The sequence below is a fragment of the Citrobacter sp. GW821-FHT02E08 genome, from assembly GCF_059421685.1.
Window position 1 is genome coordinate 185,410 of the sequence record NZ_JBWKVL010000001.1, and the last position, 16,949, is coordinate 202,358.

General features: G+C 48.0%; 17 protein-coding genes, 1 tRNA gene and 2 pseudogenes. 7 read left to right on the forward strand and 13 right to left on the reverse strand.

Annotation, left to right across the window (positions count from 1 at the left end; genetic code table 11):
• Positions 1–70: 70 nt before the first annotated feature.
• The gene (locus tag AC07UY_RS00890) at positions 71–802 is read right to left on the reverse strand and encodes a PadR family transcriptional regulator (RefSeq protein WP_494660931.1); all 732 of its coding nucleotides are present in this window, start codon (positions 800–802) and stop codon (positions 71–73) included.
• A 240-nt stretch (positions 803–1,042) separates the two neighbouring features.
• Here AC07UY_RS00890 and AC07UY_RS00895 point away from each other — a divergent pair, with 240 nt between their 5' ends.
• The 3 genes and pseudogenes from AC07UY_RS00895 to AC07UY_RS00905 all read left to right on the forward strand — a co-directional run.
• Complete coding sequence (locus tag AC07UY_RS00895; protein WP_494660932.1) at positions 1,043–1,825, forward strand: siderophore-interacting protein; 783 nt, start codon at positions 1,043–1,045, stop codon at positions 1,823–1,825.
• 237 nt (positions 1,826–2,062) lie between these two features.
• Positions 2,063–2,386 (forward strand): DUF1889 family protein, encoded by a 324-nt coding sequence (locus AC07UY_RS00900; RefSeq protein ID WP_192613537.1) that lies wholly within the window; start codon positions 2,063–2,065, stop codon positions 2,384–2,386.
• 150 nt (positions 2,387–2,536) lie between these two features.
• Positions 2,537–2,620, forward strand: a pseudogene (locus AC07UY_RS00905) (YagK/YfjJ domain-containing protein); the annotation flags it as partial.
• Positions 2,621–2,688: 68 nt separating this feature from the next.
• Here AC07UY_RS00905 and AC07UY_RS00910 read toward each other — a convergent pair.
• The 6 genes from AC07UY_RS00910 to AC07UY_RS00935 are packed head-to-tail and all read right to left on the reverse strand — an operon-like array spanning position 2,689 to position 8,075.
• The gene (locus AC07UY_RS00910) at positions 2,689–3,342 is read right to left on the reverse strand and encodes a hypothetical protein (protein WP_494700590.1); all 654 of its coding nucleotides are present in this window, start codon (positions 3,340–3,342) and stop codon (positions 2,689–2,691) included.
• Between the two features lie 15 nt (positions 3,343–3,357).
• On the reverse strand, positions 3,358–4,113 hold the full coding sequence (locus tag AC07UY_RS00915; protein WP_203359920.1) for a PDDEXK-like family protein: 756 nt from the start codon (positions 4,111–4,113) through the stop codon (positions 3,358–3,360).
• A gap of 23 nt (positions 4,114–4,136) precedes the next feature.
• On the reverse strand, positions 4,137–4,403 hold the full coding sequence (locus AC07UY_RS00920) for a YkgJ family cysteine cluster protein (protein WP_494700591.1): 267 nt from the start codon (positions 4,401–4,403) through the stop codon (positions 4,137–4,139).
• Positions 4,400–5,971, reverse strand: coding sequence for a cobalamin adenosyltransferase (locus AC07UY_RS00925; RefSeq protein ID WP_494700592.1), 1,572 nt, complete (start codon positions 5,969–5,971; stop codon positions 4,400–4,402). Before AC07UY_RS00925 ends, AC07UY_RS00920 begins: the two co-directional genes overlap by 4 nt.
• 47 nt (positions 5,972–6,018) lie before the next feature.
• Entirely contained in the window at positions 6,019–7,116 is a 1,098-nt protein-coding gene (locus AC07UY_RS00930) for a chemotaxis protein (RefSeq protein WP_494700593.1), read from the reverse strand.
• A 38-nt stretch (positions 7,117–7,154) separates the two neighbouring features.
• Entirely contained in the window at positions 7,155–8,075 is a 921-nt protein-coding gene (locus AC07UY_RS00935) for a helix-turn-helix transcriptional regulator (RefSeq protein ID WP_494700594.1), read from the reverse strand.
• A 126-nt stretch (positions 8,076–8,201) separates the two neighbouring features.
• Between AC07UY_RS00935 and AC07UY_RS00940 the strand changes: the two are divergent.
• Positions 8,202–8,547 (forward strand): annotated as a pseudogene (locus AC07UY_RS00940) (transposase domain-containing protein); the annotation flags it as partial.
• A 148-nt stretch (positions 8,548–8,695) separates the two neighbouring features.
• Positions 8,696–9,220 (forward strand): SMI1/KNR4 family protein, encoded by a 525-nt coding sequence (locus AC07UY_RS00945; RefSeq protein WP_203359925.1) that lies wholly within the window; start codon positions 8,696–8,698, stop codon positions 9,218–9,220.
• A gap of 840 nt (positions 9,221–10,060) precedes the next feature.
• Here the strand turns inward: AC07UY_RS00945 and AC07UY_RS00950 are convergent.
• Positions 10,061–10,576: a hypothetical protein gene (locus AC07UY_RS00950; RefSeq protein WP_494700595.1), complete on the reverse strand. Its 516-nt coding sequence runs from the start codon at positions 10,574–10,576 to the stop codon at positions 10,061–10,063.
• A 264-nt stretch (positions 10,577–10,840) separates the two neighbouring features.
• Here AC07UY_RS00950 and AC07UY_RS00955 point away from each other — a divergent pair, with 264 nt between their 5' ends.
• Positions 10,841–11,095, forward strand: coding sequence for a hypothetical protein (locus tag AC07UY_RS00955; RefSeq protein ID WP_494700596.1), 255 nt, complete (start codon positions 10,841–10,843; stop codon positions 11,093–11,095).
• Between the two features lie 211 nt (positions 11,096–11,306).
• Here AC07UY_RS00955 and AC07UY_RS00960 read toward each other — a convergent pair.
• A tRNA-Ile gene (locus AC07UY_RS00960) sits at positions 11,307–11,382 on the reverse strand.
• Between the two features lie 125 nt (positions 11,383–11,507).
• Here AC07UY_RS00960 and mug point away from each other — a divergent pair.
• Positions 11,508–12,008 carry a G/U mismatch-specific DNA glycosylase gene (mug, locus tag AC07UY_RS00965; protein WP_494700597.1) on the forward strand — a complete coding sequence of 167 codons (501 nt, stop codon included), beginning with the start codon at positions 11,508–11,510 and terminating at the stop codon, positions 12,006–12,008.
• Between the two features lie 51 nt (positions 12,009–12,059).
• Here mug and ybiA read toward each other — a convergent pair whose 3' ends face one another.
• From ybiA to rpsU, 4 genes are all read right to left on the reverse strand, one after another.
• Complete coding sequence (ybiA, locus tag AC07UY_RS00970) at positions 12,060–12,623, reverse strand: riboflavin biosynthesis intermediates N-glycosidase (RefSeq protein WP_494700598.1); 564 nt, start codon at positions 12,621–12,623, stop codon at positions 12,060–12,062.
• Positions 12,624–12,681: 58 nt separating this feature from the next.
• The gene (gene rpoD, locus AC07UY_RS00975) at positions 12,682–14,556 is read right to left on the reverse strand and encodes an RNA polymerase sigma factor RpoD (RefSeq protein WP_494661449.1); all 1,875 of its coding nucleotides are present in this window, start codon (positions 14,554–14,556) and stop codon (positions 12,682–12,684) included.
• 120 nt (positions 14,557–14,676) lie between these two features.
• Positions 14,677–16,422: a DNA primase gene (dnaG, locus tag AC07UY_RS00980; RefSeq protein ID WP_494700599.1), complete on the reverse strand. Its 1,746-nt coding sequence runs from the start codon at positions 16,420–16,422 to the stop codon at positions 14,677–14,679.
• A 152-nt stretch (positions 16,423–16,574) separates the two neighbouring features.
• Positions 16,575–16,790, reverse strand: a complete 216-nt coding sequence (gene rpsU, locus AC07UY_RS00985; protein WP_001144069.1) for a 30S ribosomal protein S21 — start codon at positions 16,788–16,790, stop codon at positions 16,575–16,577.
• Between the last annotated feature and the right edge of the window lie 159 nt (positions 16,791–16,949).

Sequence of the window (16,949 nt, forward strand, 5' to 3'; positions counted from 1 at the left end):
CCGCGTCCCTGACGCGGTTTCTCTCGCCTCCAGAGGGAGGCGAGGGCAGGGACGCGAATACACAGCCCGTTTAATCGAGTTGGGTGATGTCCAGCGCTGCACGGTCAATCACACCGATGATTTTTTTGATCTGTGCTTCACTGATATCAGCCTGATTCACCCGCAGATCCAGCACGGCTTTGAAGTTATCCAGCGCCCGCTTCATCTGCGGGTTTTTACGTAATTCGAAACCCACGCAGCGTGCTTTTACGCGCTCCTGAATACGTTCGAGCTGTTCATTATTTTCATCCAGCCACTGCTGTCCGGCCTGAGTGATGGCTATCTTCTTCCGACCGCCTTCTTCTTCGCTGATACTGATAAATTCCTGATCTTGCAGAAAATCCAGCGTCGGATAAATCACGCCGGGGCTTGGGGTGTAGTTACCCTGCGTCAGTGTTTCAATGGCTTTGATAAGCTCATAGCCGTGGCTTGCATCGCGGGTCAAGATATCCAGAATCACCAGACGTAACTCGCCGTGGCCGAAAAATCGCTGGCGGCGTCCGCCTCGACCGTGGCGATGCTCGCAGCCATGTTCATGGCCGTGATGGCGTTCCCTGCCGCAACCTTCTTGATGATGTTCGTGATGGCAGCCTTCGTGCTGATGTCCTTCGCCTTTACAGCAGCCCTCTTGATGATGCTCTTGATGGCCGCCATCGTGCTGATGCCCTTCACCTTTACAGCAGCCCTCTTGATGATGCTCGTGATGGCAGCCTTCGTGCTGATGTCCTTTGCCTTTACAGCAACCCTCATGTGGATGTTGCATGATCATCTCCTGATGTTATTTCGATATATCTAATTTATATCTAAATGTTTTTGTTATGCAAGTTTTAAGTGGGTTTTGTTTTTAATTTTATGATTTTATTGGTATTTATTTTGTTTGTGGTTACAGGCTGAAGAACATGGCATATATCATAAAAATCTTGCAATATTTTCAATTAACAATCATTATCATTTGCGATAAACAATTTAGATATATCGTAATACAATCACGAAGGCGAAAAGAATGACCAAAAAAACCTCACGCTATCCACAGCGCGTTCGTAATGAACTGCGCTTTCGCGAACTGACCGTCCTGCGTGTTGAACGTATCAGCGCGGGTTTTCAGCGTATTGTGCTGGGAGGAAATGCTCTGGAAGGCTTTCGCTCTCTGGGATTTGACGATCACACCAAGGTCTTTTTCCCGGAGCCGGACAGTCGCTTTGTACCGCCGACGGTGACTGACGAAGGTATCGTCTGGGCGGATGGTATTCGCCCAACAACACGTGATTACACACCGTTATACGATGAGGAGCGCCATGAACTGGCGCTGGATTTTTATCTCCATGATGGCGGGGTGGCGAGCACCTGGGCGAAGCATGCCCGCGAGGGGGACACGCTCACGATTGGCGGACCGCGCGGTTCGCTGGTGGTGCCAGACGATTACGCATACCAGGTTTATGTTTGTGATGAATCGGGAATGCCGGCATTGCGCCGCCGCCTGGAGGCGATCAGCCGACTGACTGTGCGCCCGAATGTCACGGCGCTGGTCAGTGTGCAAAACGCGGCGTATCAGGATTACCTCGCCCATCTTGATGGATTTGCGATTGAGTGGTTCGTCGGGCAGGACGAGCAGGCGGTGGATGTGCGCTTGTCACAGCTTTCGATTCCTGCAGAAGATTATTTCATCTGGATCACCGGTGAAGGGAAGGTTGTCAAAAAACTCAGTCAACGGTTCGATACTGAGGCTTTTGATCCTCATTTAGTGCGGGCAGCGGCCTACTGGCACAACAAGCCATCGCTCGATTAATTCATCAGCAATCTCCCTAACAATGCAATTAGGGGAGCCAACGATGAGGCTTGCCCGACGACCACGAACCGTGTTGCGTCGGTGCTGTCAGCATAGATATGGCATCGCCAGAACCCTCGCGCCGTTACGTACCAATGAATCAGAAACGAAGGAATGAACCGCGTAAACCGACATAAATTTAATGATTTCTTTGATATTAAGATCGGTTTAAGGTCATAGTGTAGATGTGATGTTTACGTGGTTAATTTTAAGGATAAGAGCATGCCAACAGCAATTGAGAAAGCACTGGATTTCATTAACGGTATGAATACATCCGTCGCCCCCCCAGACTCAATGGATGAAAGTACCACAAAGGGAATTTTGAAATATTTGAATGAGTTAGGTGTGCCAGCCAGCGCAGCCGAGATTACTGCACGAGGCGAGCAGGAGGGGTGGAACCCCGAATTCACCAAAAAAGTGGCCGGATGGGCTGAAAAAATTGCGTCAGGGGAGCGTGTACTGATCAAAAACCCTGAATTTTTTACTTCCTATATGCGTGAGCAACTTCAGGCTCTGGTATAGGCTGAACACGCTTTAAAAGATCACCTTATTCCCGATGCTCTCACCTCCGATGTGGGAGCATCCATTTCTGCCATAAAGGATAGGCAGAACAGCCCGCCTCTCTGGACCCTGGCCTAAAATCAGTGCAGTACTAAAACAGAGATCAACCCCATGAATCGGATTGATTATATGAGAAAGGTACGTACTAAATTCGTTGGCGATGGAGAACGTAACTTCGGCTGTAGCCGAGGATGATTTATTATGTGTAGCACTGGCCTTTCCTCCATCAGAAAGGCCAAACTGAATCAGGTGATATTCATTATTTAAACGGACTCACTTGCTGCAGTCTGTGCTTCTGAAAAAAATATGGCATCCAGAATTTTTGTAGCTTGCAGCATTTTCTCAAGAACAGTTCGCAATGGCGAAAATACTTCATGTTCCACAGGAAATTCACCATACTCTTTCCAGCATTCAGTAAGTAAATTAGATTCAATAGTGACAGGTAGGAAATAGTTACCTTTCCCTTGATCCAATAGTCCTAATTCATGAAGTTGCTCACGATAGGATTGCTGAATAGTATTGGCGTAGTTGGCTATCTTCCTGACCCCACCAAAATATCCGGCATTCAGTTTAAACTCAAAACCGAACTGACCCTGTTCGGTTCCTGTACCCGTCAGGACCGCCAAAATATAATCATTTCCTTCACTAACCGTTGAACTGCTCTCAAACCAACATTTGCAGTTAACACCTTCAATGACCCAGCCGGGATGCGCCAGCCAGCAATAGTCCTGGCGCTCATAATTGGCTTTGCCAGTCCAGTTATTGTCTTTCATAAATCGTTCAATACACTGATCAAAGCTTTTCCAGAATACAGGGCTTAAATGCTGTTCAAAATAAACTACAGCTTCGTTAAACATCTTTAGTTGTGAGAGAATCAGTGTACCGGCCTGACGTTCTACATCGCTGTGTTGATTCATGTCTATTCCCTTTGATTAAAATGTACGAATCCGATTAAGAAAGCAAAATACGGCATGTGCAGCCATTTGACGCGAAGGTGAGGATTTATCGTCTGCAATAAGTTCTTTGTAATACGGTTGCAGTGAAACCTCCAGGGTTGTGGCAAGTTGCCGCCATGAAAGGCAGGGGACATCCTCAGGTGTAAAAGCCGACCCACTGGTAAACGGTTTTCCACCATGGGGCGTTAAAAATACAACGGCCCAGGGGCGTGATATGGCACGTATTTTGGCATCAGAACAATATCGGGCGACTTGTTCCTGCTGCTCACAGGCATCAATTTTCACTTCGACAAGCAGAAAAAAATTATCCGCATCGATTTCAATATCGACACGATTAGTACTATCCCCAGTGGGATTCGTTTCGACCTGAACCCGACAATAGTGGTGATAATCTTCAGGGATATCATTCCTTTTGTGCCTTATACCACTAAGAAATGCTTTTAAAGGTAGTCTCCCAAAACCATGAGTTCCTTCGGGGTCAAGAAGCCAGGCCAGGATTGCCGTGTTGCGAACTTCTTTACGCCCAAGGCCTGCAACTTCCCATGGATCAAAAGATAAAGAGCGATTCTGCACAACTTTCAGTGGCTCAGAGAGTTGGCTGAAAAACTCCGCTAAATGGGTGGCATCAATATTTATTTTTTTGTCTTTTTCTCTGGCCCACGCCATGTTTTGCGGCCATTGCTGAAAAAATTCCGGTAGCCACTCAACCAGTGAAGAATTGTTATGTTCCATCAGATTTCCCTCCCTTTTTCGCTTTAGAGCTTTTCAAGAATCAGACATGCCTCACGATTCAGCGTAATGAACTCCTGCCAGCTATAATGCTGCTGGTAGTTAAGCTGATACTGCTTCTCAACATGGCAAATCAGCGGACGCGTTTCATAAATTGCGCACAGCTTTGTCTCCATCTGATAGTGCTGACAAATACCGTCGCCTCGATCGAGGAACTGTGTTTCACTGGCGCGATCGACGTGACGACAGCAGGCGCCGCACTGGTTGCAGGGAAATTCCGGAGTGAGTTTCATAACTTGCTTAACCAGTTACGTACGGAGCGGGTATTTCCGGCCTCAAACGGCAGTGCGATATTCCTGCGGTCGACCTCGGCTTGCAGCAACAAGCCACGCTTAATTTCGCTATTCACTACGTTAAGATGCAGGGTAAATCGCGTCAACGCTGACGAATCTATCGCGAATTCCAGCGCCGTAAGCTCCAGTAGGTAACGATCGAGTTCGGTATTAACCTGTTGATAATACTCAAGCGCTTTCTGGTACTTATCTTTAAAGGTGTCCAGAAACGCCCAGACCTTTTTCATCAATGCGCTGTGTTCGAGAAAATAGTTCATCACTAGCGTCAGGATACCGGTCGCCAGCGCGCCGCAGAAGGCGGCTAATTCCGGGCCAAAGGGAAAAACGAGAATTTTTGCTAATGCTTCGTTAACCACCACACCCGCTGCGACAGCCACCCCGGCAGCCACCAGCTTACTGACCGCCTTCGCCAACTGCCCCGGTGGCAAACCCTCTGGATTAAAAACCATCACTTTGAAGGCCTGCACCAGGTTGTTCCACATCTCGCGAATGAGCCTCACCATCATTTTCTTTGTGGTAAAAAAGATATTGAAGAGCGTAGTTGTAATGCTGGACAGCATGCCGCCAATCGCTCCGTCTTTAAAGGAGGTAAGGAAGGTGTGAAATTTGGTTTGTACCCGCAACCAAACGGCGCGTAATGCTTCAGTAGCATCCTGCAGGAAATCTCCGGCATCAAATGCGCGACGATGTTTCTCAAACATCACTGGAATACGCTCGCGAAATTCAAACCAGGTCTCCGCCAGAATGAGTCCAAGCATCTGCCGCGTTCCCATGCGAAAGGCGTTGTTCAGCGTAGCGCTGGCGACATTCTTCGCAAACTTGCTGCTGGTGTAATACTCTTGGTGGATAGTGCTGTTGTATTTTGCCCGCGCCTGCTTATCCGCCTCTTTCATGCGTTCAAAATCAGCGGCAGCTTTATTTTCCAGCTTATTCAGTTGCTTCTGTTCTTGCTCGGAGAGTGATGGCTGGCTGCGTAACCGGGCAATTTCCTGCGTTGTGGCGGCATGTTGGTCTTGCAGCGTTTGCACGAAGGCATCCATCGTTTTCGCCTTCTTCGCCTTATTTAGCGACTCATTCGTGAAAGTAAGATTCGATGAGTCATTGGCCAGATCGGCGCCATCGCACTCGGCGAGAACACGTCCGGGATCGTTGTGAATCTCATGGGCGGAAATAATGTGGTCGAGATTTTTTTTATCATTGGCCGCAAAATGTTCACCGGTATAGGTATCAGTTAGCGTACCTGTCTCATGCGCCTTTTTTCCTGCTCGGTTGGTGGCGATGTAGTTTTCGTGGCTGTGGTAATGATGCGAATCATACCCTTCGCGCTGTTCATACCGTTGACGTTCGGCATCTGTGGCATACACCCCCTGACGGACATTGTGAATGGTATTCACATCGCCGCCGTGCTTATCCTCCAGCAAGAGAAAATCTAACCCAAACGAGGTGGTGAGGCTCTTGACCACCGTCTGATGTAACTCTTCACCCCAGTCAAACCTGGCTGCGTTCATTGTGCTCTACCCATAGCAATGCCGGGCTGGTTAGCCCGGCCAGTCGATTAAATACGAGAGGAAAACGTGTCGAAATCAGAGGCTGATGCCGTCAGTTTTTCATCCAGCGCCTCTTTGTTAAGCAGATTCATACCGTTGCTGTCGGTCTGCAGCTGGATCACGCCATCTTCAATAACGGCTTCGCCGTTTTCCTGCGTCACCGGTTTGAACAGTGGTGTGGTAATCACGTCGGTCATGATGGCAGCTAATTCGTAGCCGTGGTCGATAAGCGTCATGATCTCTTCCGACTCATCAATTTCGGTGGTGATATTTTTTTGATGACGTTCGACGATGACCGCGTGCATCGCTTTCAGCGGCTCAAAATAGTGCTGAACGAAGACGGCATGCATACCGGTGATCGATTCATAAATGCTATTTACATATTGCTGCACCTTTGTCAGATGCGCTTCAGCTGCATTCATTTTCTCTACCGCCGCGGTTACTTCACGGGAGCTTTGGTAGGCGTTGTTGAGCGCTTTTTCCGCATGGTTATCGTAGGCCCAGCCAGCAATAGCAATCAGTGGAGCCACCACTGCACCGCCAAGCACCATCGCGCCGCCTGCCATCCCCCAACCACCTGCAGCCAGCGAACCGCCGCCAATTGCCGCCATCGTGGCATTATAAGCTGCCGCACCCGACAGCGCCGCAATCGGCGTTCCGGTAGAGGCGGCAGCAAAAGCCATCACTCCGCTGTACACGGCAAAACCGGCGGCGGCACCAGACACGCCTGCACCGACGACCGTGGTCAGGTATTCTGTTGCCGAAATAGCCAGGTTCTGAATCTTATTAATGCTGTGCTTTGGTACCGTCAGCTTGAGATTCTTATGCCCATCCTTTGCCATTCGCTCAAGAAGATCAATGGCTATTGTATTGAATTCATTGAAATCATTACCGATTTTCAGCTCCACTTCGCCTAATTCTGCGAGTTTTTGCGACGTCGTCTTGTTAGCTGTCTCAAAACTATCTTTATGCTTATCAAAACGACGCTGTGCGCGATCTAATACGTCGTCGGCTTCCGATTTTTTCTGGTAGCCGTCATACGCTTTTTTGCCACCAAAAGCTGTTGCCGCTGCCGCGACGCCCAAAATAATGAAAGGTAATGCCATAGATAATTATCTCCTGTGCAATGAGTCGTCGTTACTAGCTATCCATCACATTCCAAAACAGGAACTGAGTTGTGATCGCCAGTGACGTAGTTATGCAACATGTTGATGACGGTTGTTTTTAACCATTCAGGTTCCAGAATTTCGATATTGGGTAACCAGAATAAAATTAATGGAATAATTTGATTCTGATGTGCGGCCTGGCAGAGTAATGTCACCCCGTCGTCCCCTTCGCACAATAATTCTTGCTGAGGCAGCAAATCGCGTCTTCTGAAGTAGCCAGCAATGCTATGGTTAATACGCACCCGAACCTCAAAAGTCTCTTCGCTCACCCAAGGGTCACGATGCTCATCAATTAATGAAAGCGTGAAACTATCAACCGCAAAGTGTTCTTTTCTTATATCCAGCCAATGAATTTTGTTTAACGAAAACGACTTTAACTTACCGCCCTCTGTCGCCTGCAGATACCAGATATTTTTCTGGTTAACCAGCTTATAAGGATGAATAGTGCGCGTTTTACTTTTATATAAAATATGGCAAACACTATTTTTCTGAATCGCTTTCTCTAATAAATTAAAGTACTTTCGCAAAGCATTTCTGACCGAATGCTCAGGGCTGTTAAAATGAACTCTCACATGCTGTTCCGCAGCCCGTTTTTCCAGGTTGCTCCAGAAGGCCTCATCTCTGTCGGGAAACACCGCGTCGGCATCCAGCAGCGTTGCCAGCGGGTTATGCAGAGCATCATGGCTATTATTCTGAGCTCTTGACGGAATTAACCGATATTCCCCGCCACCACAGCCTTCAACGAATGCGGAGAGCATGTTGAGATCGCGATAAACCGTTCGTTCAGTGATATTAAATTTCTTCATCAACCGATAGCGACTGACCACGCCATAAGTTTGTAGCTCCATCAGGATATCTACTAAACGTTCTGCTGAGCGACTCCGTGCTGAATCAGCCATAAGCTCCTACCAGTCTGTTTGTCTAAAGCGAATTATATATAAAGGTCTGACACACTCTGTCAGTACATCGGCAGATGTGTGTTTTTTTTTAGAGCTACCAAAAATTTATTTGATTATCATCAAGCTTCCCCGGACCGTAGGCAAACCACCAAATCGCTGGAAATGGTCTGGGAAGTCTGTGGTAAACCAGACGGCGCGATGTTGCACCGTGCCGGGGAAGCTATTACACAAGCAGGCAGTTACTGCGGCGTGACCCGATCAAGCAAAGTATGAGCTGACGCGGAAACTGATGGGATTACAGCCCGACGAAGCGTTTCTTCAGGAACCAGAAAAACGCGCGGATGTCGGTGACAGGCCACACGAATGTAACGGTGGATTACCACCAAACGAATCGGAAAACCGATACAGGAAAACTCCAAAGCGGGCTATGGTCACTATTTACACCACTACCACCAGCAAGAAAACAATGTAGTTAATCTGTTTGAAGAGGTGCGTTTGCAAAATGATCTTCGTTGATAAAGATATACATACAGCATACAAAAATAGTGAGACAAGTGTTGTTAATAGTGGGACACTTCATGTAGGTGGTGATTCAATGTGACGTGGTGAGGGTTTTTAGTATGAAAATACAGAAAGATGACTTGGTGAAATGGGAAGTAGATGAGCCAGATTTAATCGCTGACCCACTCTTGATAAGAAAAGGAATCACTGATGTCGAAAAATCGTTGTTGATTAGCTTGCCAAATGAATATAAGGATTATATTCATTTGGTAGCTGATCAAGCATGTACTCCATTATCTAATTTAGATAACTTTATAGCGAGGTACAACGAAAAAAACAGGATAATAGTAATGGCTACCTTATCTTCTACAAATAGAGTTGTGACTTCAACGAAATTGTTACAAGAATCAATATATGATCATAGATCATTACTACCTGATGGCTTGATTGTCATTGGTTCAGATTATGATGATGATGGTGATGCGTATATTATTTATGATGTGAGGGCTGATTCTCCTACTTATAGAAATGTATTTCATTGGCGATATTATGCGGACAATTTAGTAGTGGGTGATGGGTTAGGGTTATTGGCTCTATCGTTAAGAGAGTTTTTACATAAACCCGCATTAGAAGATGAGCTATAGTTCATTGAACTTAGTTAGCTGAATTTTTTGTGAAAATTCATACACCTCACAAATGCGATCGAGTGCATCAACGTAGCTCCATCCTAAAGAATCCATTCTCATCTCGATAAAGCCTATTTATTACTTCTCAATTGGGAAGTATATTTTGTCTAAACCTATGCAATTGATTCCCCAATGTTGGTAAACGGTGGCCCTTTAATTGCAAACTATTAGTAAATAGGGAACCATGCTACATGGCTTCTGAAATCGCAATTATCAAAGTGCCTGCTCCTGTCGTCACCCCGTAACAGTTCGCTGAACTTGGGGGGCAACGAGCATCGCGAGGCGGTATTATGGGAGGGCGTGACTACAATTTCCAGGCTGTCTATCGTGGTGAAGCACTACAGAGCTTTGTTGAGGGCGGGTGGGTATTTTCCCAGCGTTTAAAAGAATATGGTAGCGGCTATTCGCTCGGGCGGACGTACCAGGAAACATTTGTTTTCAGTTTTGACAGGCCAATATTTTTTGTTTAAGGGGGTAGGATTTATTTTTACTCAGGAAATTGCTGAACGAAAACGTAAGGAATCTACGATACTGAATGATGATCAAGATTATTCACTGTTTTGAGGTGTTTTAAATATAGCTAAAATTCTCCTAAAGGAGCGTTTTAGTTGCGGTAAATGCGGTTCTAATACCAACGGTTATATTTTATATATAAAAACGAAATAATAACAACCAATATTATGCTAAGTAGCGCAGTTTTATTTGGAATAAATATTACAAATAGGGAAATACCGCAGATAAGCAACGCGAAAGGGATTAAGTAAAAATGCGCTTGAAGCAACCATAAAAGGGATTTTTTCATCGTTTCAGCATCTCATATAGCGCATCTGCAACCACTTCCTCATTATTTCCTCCTGATTCAACTTGGTAAATAACCTTTGACATCTGAGGTTCAATAAGAAAGTAAAGCATCTCTGGTTTTTCATTGCATAAACTTTGGTAATAAGCAGCATCTTGGAGTTTTAGTCTGTTTGCCGCTAAAGCCGCGATTTGAATTTTTGAATACATCGCCGCGCCTTTAACAAACCATGTCGACATATTGTTGACCATCTTGATATGCGATTCCTGGAAATAAGCACTGTCAATTATTAGCATTAAAATAATTAAAGATATTGCTAATTTACTAGATTTGACGGCAGCATCGTGAGCTTTATCCCCTATTTTCTTTTTGATAAAAGACACGAGATTAAAGCTCTTTTCCTCGCCAAGTCTGTTAAGAGTTTTCCGAAAATAAAGTTCAGCCATGTCGAGTACAACATCATTACGTTTGTACATTTCGCTAAAGCAGAGGAAAAACGTTTGTCTTCCTGCCATTGCTCATAGCAGGTACTACGATAGTCATCGCCAGGAATCAGACACAAACCATAGTTTATGAATCGCTGACCGCCTAATTTCACTTGCTTAACAGTTTCCATATGGCTCGCATGTAACTCGCGTAATGATTTTGTTACAGCGACAGCCATCCGTTTATCAGACTGCATTTTCAATTTAAGATAGTTTTCTGCAATTTCAATTAGCCTTGTTTTAGCATTGTAACTTAATAATTGATCACGCTCGTCGAAGGGGGCAAGAAAGAAAATGACAAAGGGAAAGAAAACAGCGAGTTATGTTGTTGCAATTATTTTCTTTCTAATTATTCCGGAGTTCGCATTAAGGTATATTTCGACGGATTTGCTGGGTAGGATTAGTGACTTTACGAGTCTGTGGGGGACATTTAGCCCCTTTCTTTCCATGCTTGTTTTTCTTGGTTTATCTTCAATAATTCTGGCTGTTATCACCGTTGCTCTTGTGGGGAAAATTTACCGAGTTTTATCCCGTTCCGGCGGTCAATAAATCCGACCCAAAAAGTGGGCAGGCGAGGTGGGCGGCGGTGACAGCATTTAATTTTATGCGTCTGCGGGCGTCCTGACTGCGCTCATTTGTCGTGGTTCTGATAACGCAGCCTGTACCCCAGATGCGAAAATCCCATGCGACACTCATACTGATGGAAACAAAAAAGCCACTCGCCAGAGTGGCTTAATTATATGATTTTAAAGCTAAAATTTGGTGGCCCCTGCTGGACTTGAACCAGCGACCAAGCGATTATGAGTCGCCTGCTCTAACCACTGAGCTAAGGGGCCGTGGCGAGGGATTATAAAGTAACTCTGTGCTGCAATCCAGCCATAACCGTACGTATGCTGTTTTTATAAACAACGTATTTTCAATTCGTTATACTTCCTCTCTGTTGTATTGTTTGGGGGATATCATGGTTAAGGACATACTGGCGCCGGGGCTTCGCGTTGTGTTTTGCGGCATCAACCCGGGGTTGTCTTCGGCAGGGAAGGGGTTTCCGTTTGCGCATCCCGCCAACCGCTTCTGGAAGGTGATTCATCAGGCCGGATTTACCGATCGCCAACTAAAACCGGAGGAGTCGCAACACCTGCTGGATTTTCGCTGTGGTGTGACCAAACTGGTCGACAGACCGACGGTACAAGCGAATGAAGTCTCGCGAGAGGAGTTACACAGCGGTGGGCGCAACCTGATTGAGAAGATTGAACGCTATCAGCCACAGGCGCTGGCCATTCTGGGTAAGCAGGCTTTTGAGCAGGGATTTAGCCAGCGTGGCGTACAGTGGGGCAAACAGGCGATGAGTATTGGCGCGACACAGGTATGGGTATTACCGAATACCAGCGGGCTAAGCCGGATCGCTCTGGACAAGCTGGTCGAAGCCTATCGGGAGCTGGATGAGGCGCTGACAGTGCGCTGACGTTAAGCATGACATGAAAACCCCGACGCAAGCCGGGGTTACGTTGAATCATCACTCTTTCGCCAGGCGATCCCTGACTTCCATGAGAGCAAATCCCAACAGATTTTCACCCTGCCAGCGCGACGGTGTTGCGGCATCTGGATGATCTTTTGCCAGACCAATTCCCCAGATTTTATCTACCGGACTGGCTTCCACCAGAACACGAGGGGCGGTACTGAGGATAAATGATTTGAGCGCCAGGTGCTGGCTAAACTTGTGGTAATTGCCTTCGCACACCAGCTCGAAACAGCTCTCCTGCCAGCGACGTTCGTCAAATCCTGCGACTTTGCGCCCCAGCTTTTTGGCTTCCGCGGGCGTTTGCGCTGCGAGGATCTTCGTCAGCATGGCCTCATCGCCAAACAGACGCGCTTTTCCGGCCATCATCCAGTGCTCCGCCGTGGCATATACCACACCGTTATGACTGAATGGCGCATTCTGCCACCACTGACTGAAACAAGAGGCGGTAATCGTTCCGTCAGCGGAGGGTTGATGTCCCCAGAACCACAGGTATTCAACGGGCTGGCCGTTATCGAGCGCACGGACCAGAGCGGAGAGTGAATAGCATCCTTGTTGCATGACAGTTGCTCCTGTAAAAAAGCCCTCACGAGGAGGGCTTAAGAACAATTAATTATGATTAATCGTCGAGGAAGCTACGCAACACTTCAGAACGGCTCGGGTGGCGCAGTTTACGCAGCGCCTTCGCTTCGATCTGACGGATACGTTCGCGGGTAACGTCAAACTGTTTACCCACTTCTTCCAGCGTGTGGTCGGTGTTCATGTCGATACCGAAACGCATACGCAGAACTTTCGCTTCACGGGCGGTCAGGCCAGCCAGAACGTCGTGCGTTGCGGCACGCAGGCTCTCGGTGGTCGCAGAGTCCAGCGGCAGCTCGAGGGTGGTATCCTCGATGAAATCACCCAGATGCGAATCTTCATCGTCGCCGATCGGCGTTTCCATGGAGATAGGCTCTTTGGCGATCTTCAGCACTTTACGGATCTTATCTTCCGGCATCAGCATACGTTCAGCCAGCTCTTCCGGCGTCGGTTCGCGACCCATCTCTTGCAGCATCTGGCGGGAGATACGGTTGAGCTTGTTGATCGTCTCAATCATATGTACCGGGATACGGATGGTACGCGCCTGATCCGCGATCGAACGGGTGATCGCCTGACGGATCCACCAGGTTGCATAGGTGGAGAACTTGTAACCGCGACGGTATTCGAACTTGTCTACCGCTTTCATCAGACCGATGTTGCCTTCCTGAATCAGATCCAGGAACTGCAGACCACGGTTGGTGTATTTCTTGGCGATGGAGATAACCAGACGCAAGTTTGCTTCAACCATCTCTTTTTTCGCACGGCGGGCTTTCGCTTCACCGATGGACATACGACGGTTGATGTCTTTTACCTGTTCGATGGTCAGGCCGGTTTCTTCTTCAATCTGCTGCAGTTTTTGCAGGCCGCGGTGAACGTCATCTGCCACGTCATGCAGTTTTTCAGACCACGGTTTGTTCATCGCGATTGCGGCGTTGAACCAGGTTTCGCTGGTTTCGTTACCGGTGAACAGCGTGATGAAGTTTTTCTTCGGCATTTTGCACTGCTCAACGCAGAGCTTCATAATCAAACGTTCCTGGGTACGCACGCGATCCATCATGACACGCATGCTGTTCACCAGGTAGTCGAACTGTTTCGGCACCAGGCGGAACTGTTTGAACACTTCAGAAAGCTTCTGAATTTCTTCCTGAGCGGCTGCATGGCTGCGGCCTTTCGCTTTGATCGTGTCGCGGGTGATTTCGTACTGAGTACGCAGCTCACCGAATTTCTCACGCGCTAATTCAGGGTCGATGCTGTTGTCGTCATCGCTGCTGTCGTCGTCTTCTTCTTCGTCTTCATCTTCGTCGTCATCCAGCTCTTCCTGGGAGAGTTCAGAACCGACGTGAGTGGCGGTAGGTGCCAGGTCTTCTTCCGCGTTCGGGTCAACAAAACCGGTGATCAGATCGGACAGACGCGCTTCTTCAGCTTCAACGCGATCGTACTGTTCAAGCAGATAGGTAATGGCTTCCGGATACTCGGCAACGGAGCATTGAACCTGGTTAATCCCGTCTTCGATACGTTTAGCGATGTCAATTTCGCCTTCACGGGTTAACAGTTCAACCGTGCCCATTTCACGCATATACATGCGTACCGGGTCAGTTGTGCGACCGATTTCAGATTCCACACTGGAGAGAACCTGAGCCGCAGCTTCTTCCGCGTCTTCATCGGTGCTGTTGGTGTTTTCAGCAAGCAGCAGATCATCGGCATCCGGTGCTTCTTCCATCACCTGAATACCCATGTCATTGATCATTTGGATGATATCTTCAATTTGATCTGAATCGACGATATCTTCCGGCAGATGGTCATTGACCTCGGCATAGGTCAGATAGCCTTGCTCCTTACCACGTTGGACAAGAAGCTTCAGCTGTGACTGCGGGTTTTGCTCCATAAGACGGTATCCACACTTATTTCGTTTGATTGGTGTTGGGCGGTTAAACCGCCAACGGCAAAACGAGGGCGTACTTATATTTGTGCCGCTGCCTCTCAGTGCGGCTGCCGGGGGCTTCCCGAACGATATTCGGCACTTAAGCCGTTAAATTCATTTTTTTGCCAGTTCCTGGTTTAGTGTCCAGAGTTCCCGGCGTTCTTCGCTGCTTAAACCGTGTGTGCGCTCACGAGCTATCAACTCTTCCTGGCGCAGCTCAAGCATCGAATCAAACATATGGTTGAGTGAGTCGGTGAAGGTTTTTTCTGCGATATCCTTATCTGCTATATCGTCCCACATCGACAATTTTTCAAGGGTCGCCGCATCATTTGTGCCGCGATAATGTTCTAAAAGTTGCCCGGTGGTCAGACCTGGCTGAGACAGACAAGTGTTGACCAGTTCTACAAATAAGCCAAGTCCTGGCAATTTTTTTGGATCCAGTCCACCCAGCGGTGGAACCAACGGTGCTAAATCTGGGTTTTGCACCAGTAGTCCTATCAGTATACGCATGGTCGTGCGTTTTAGCTGCGGAGCTGGCCTGGAAGCACCGCTTTCGGACAATTTAGGCATTAAACGTTCAAGCTGGCTGTCATCCAGAATGCCAAGCTTGTTGCCCAGTTCCTGCCGCAAATAAATACGCAGCGTTTCACCCGGCACCTGCGTGATTAACGGCAGCGCCAGTGTACTGAGCTGGGCACGTCCGTCCGGGGTACTCAGATCCACTTGCGGCAGCAGGCTGTTAAACAAAAACGCGGAGAGCGGCAATGCCTGCTCCATCCGGGCTTCAAATGCTTCTTTGCCTTCTTTACGCACCAGGGTGTCAGGATCTTCACCGTCAGGTAAGAACATAAAGCGTAACTGGCGACCATCCGTCATATAAGGCAGCGCGGTTTCCAGCGCTCGCCAGGCGGCATCGCGTCCGGCGCGGTCACCGTCGTAACAGCAAATGACGTTGTTCGTCGCACGAAATAACAGCTGGATGTGATCGGCAGTGGTCGATGTCCCCAGAGACGCCACGGCGTAGTTAATGCCGTATTGCGCCAGCGCGACTACATCCATATAGCCTTCCACCACTAACAGGCGCTGCGGGTCAGCGTTATCCTGCTGGGCTTCATAAAGGCCATATAACTGGCGGCCTTTATGAAAAATATCGGTTTCCGGGGAGTTCAGGTATTTCGGCATGGCGTCACCCAGCACGCGTCCACCAAAACCAATCACCCGTCCACGCTTATCGCGGATGGGGAACATCACCCGTTCGCGGAAGCGGTCGTAACTGCGTCCCTGATCGTTGGTAACCAACATACCCGCATCAACCAGCGATTTGCGATTCTCAGTATTGTTGCCAAACCGTTTCAGGACGTTGTCCCAGCCGGGGGGCGCAAAACCAATAGCAAAACGGGCGATCACGTCGCGACTTAATCCTCGCTTTTCCAGATACTGGCGCGCGGGGGTTGCGGCGGGTTGCATCAGAGACTGTTGATAAAATGTGTTCAGGCCGTCCATCAATTGATAAAGACTTTGCCGTTGATGGCGCTCTATCTGACTGGGGCCGTTGCCTGCTTCATAGGGCACTTCAAGATTGTGCATCGCAGCCAGCTCTTCGACCGTTTCCACGAACTCGAGCTTGTCGTAGTTCATGAGAAAATCGACGGCGTTACCGTGCGCGCCACATCCAAAGCAGTGATAAAACTGTTTTTCACCGTTTACGGTGAAAGAGGGGGTTTTTTCGTTATGGAATGGACAGCACGCATGGTAATTTTTGCCCTGTTTTTTTAGCTTCACCCGCGCGTCGATGAGATCGACGATGTCGGTGCGCGCCAGCAGGTCATTGATAAATACGCGTGGAATTCGTCCAGCCATATGCCCCTTTTATACACTTCATCCTTGACGCATCATGAATGATTTTGTGTATATGCCAATGCATAAACGAAAATAAGCCGCGCATTCCTTTCGGAAGCACGGCCTTACAACTACAACTCGGTCTGAATTGAGGGCCGCGACCCTCAGAAGACTTAGTACAGACGAGTGCGGCGTGCGTTTTCGCGAGCCAGTTTCTTCGCGTGACGTTTCACAGCGGAAGCTTTAGCGCGCTTACGTTCGGTAGTCGGTTTTTCATAGAACTCACGACGACGAACTTCCGCCAGAACACCTGCTTTTTCGCAGGAACGCTTGAAGCGACGCAGTGCTACGTCGAACGGCTCGTTTTCACGTACTTTAATTACCGGCATGTAACTCTCACCTTTAATAAATTCGGTTTGCCGCTGGCATCAACGCCAGCTTATTTCAAAATGGTGCGGAATTTTACTGCAATTGCTGCTGCTTTGTAAAGCACCGCGGCCTTTTTTGAAAGGGACTTTTATAAGGGTGAGGAGTATACACGAGGCTTC

Excerpts from the sequence above, each read along its gene's own strand:
- AC07UY_RS00955 (WP_494700596.1), top strand. The coding sequence starts at position 10,841 with ATGACAAAGGGAAAGAAAACAGCGAGTTATGTTGTTGCAATTATTTTC.
- mug (WP_494700597.1), top strand. The coding sequence starts at position 11,508 with ATGGTTAAGGACATACTGGCGCCGGGGCTTCGCGTTGTGTTTTGCGGC.
- ybiA (WP_494700598.1), bottom strand. The coding sequence starts at position 12,623 with ATGCAACAAGGATGCTATTCACTCTCCGCTCTGGTCCGTGCGCTCGAT.
- dnaG (WP_494700599.1), bottom strand. The coding sequence starts at position 16,422 with ATGGCTGGACGAATTCCACGCGTATTTATCAATGACCTGCTGGCGCGC.
- AC07UY_RS00915 (WP_203359920.1), bottom strand. The coding sequence starts at position 4,113 with ATGGAACATAACAATTCTTCACTGGTTGAGTGGCTACCGGAATTTTTT.
- AC07UY_RS00935 (WP_494700594.1), bottom strand. The coding sequence starts at position 8,075 with ATGGCTGATTCAGCACGGAGTCGCTCAGCAGAACGTTTAGTAGATATC.
- AC07UY_RS00945 (WP_203359925.1), top strand. The coding sequence starts at position 8,696 with ATGAAAATACAGAAAGATGACTTGGTGAAATGGGAAGTAGATGAGCCA.
- AC07UY_RS00930 (WP_494700593.1), bottom strand. The coding sequence starts at position 7,116 with ATGGCATTACCTTTCATTATTTTGGGCGTCGCGGCAGCGGCAACAGCT.
- AC07UY_RS00890 (WP_494660931.1), bottom strand. The coding sequence starts at position 802 with ATGCAACATCCACATGAGGGTTGCTGTAAAGGCAAAGGACATCAGCAC.
- AC07UY_RS00920 (WP_494700591.1), bottom strand. The coding sequence starts at position 4,403 with ATGAAACTCACTCCGGAATTTCCCTGCAACCAGTGCGGCGCCTGCTGT.
- AC07UY_RS00910 (WP_494700590.1), bottom strand. The coding sequence starts at position 3,342 with ATGAATCAACACAGCGATGTAGAACGTCAGGCCGGTACACTGATTCTC.
- AC07UY_RS00925 (WP_494700592.1), bottom strand. The coding sequence starts at position 5,971 with ATGAACGCAGCCAGGTTTGACTGGGGTGAAGAGTTACATCAGACGGTG.
- AC07UY_RS00895 (WP_494660932.1), top strand. The coding sequence starts at position 1,043 with ATGACCAAAAAAACCTCACGCTATCCACAGCGCGTTCGTAATGAACTG.
- AC07UY_RS00950 (WP_494700595.1), bottom strand. The coding sequence starts at position 10,576 with ATGGCAGGAAGACAAACGTTTTTCCTCTGCTTTAGCGAAATGTACAAA.
- rpsU (WP_001144069.1), bottom strand. The coding sequence starts at position 16,790 with ATGCCGGTAATTAAAGTACGTGAAAACGAGCCGTTCGACGTAGCACTG.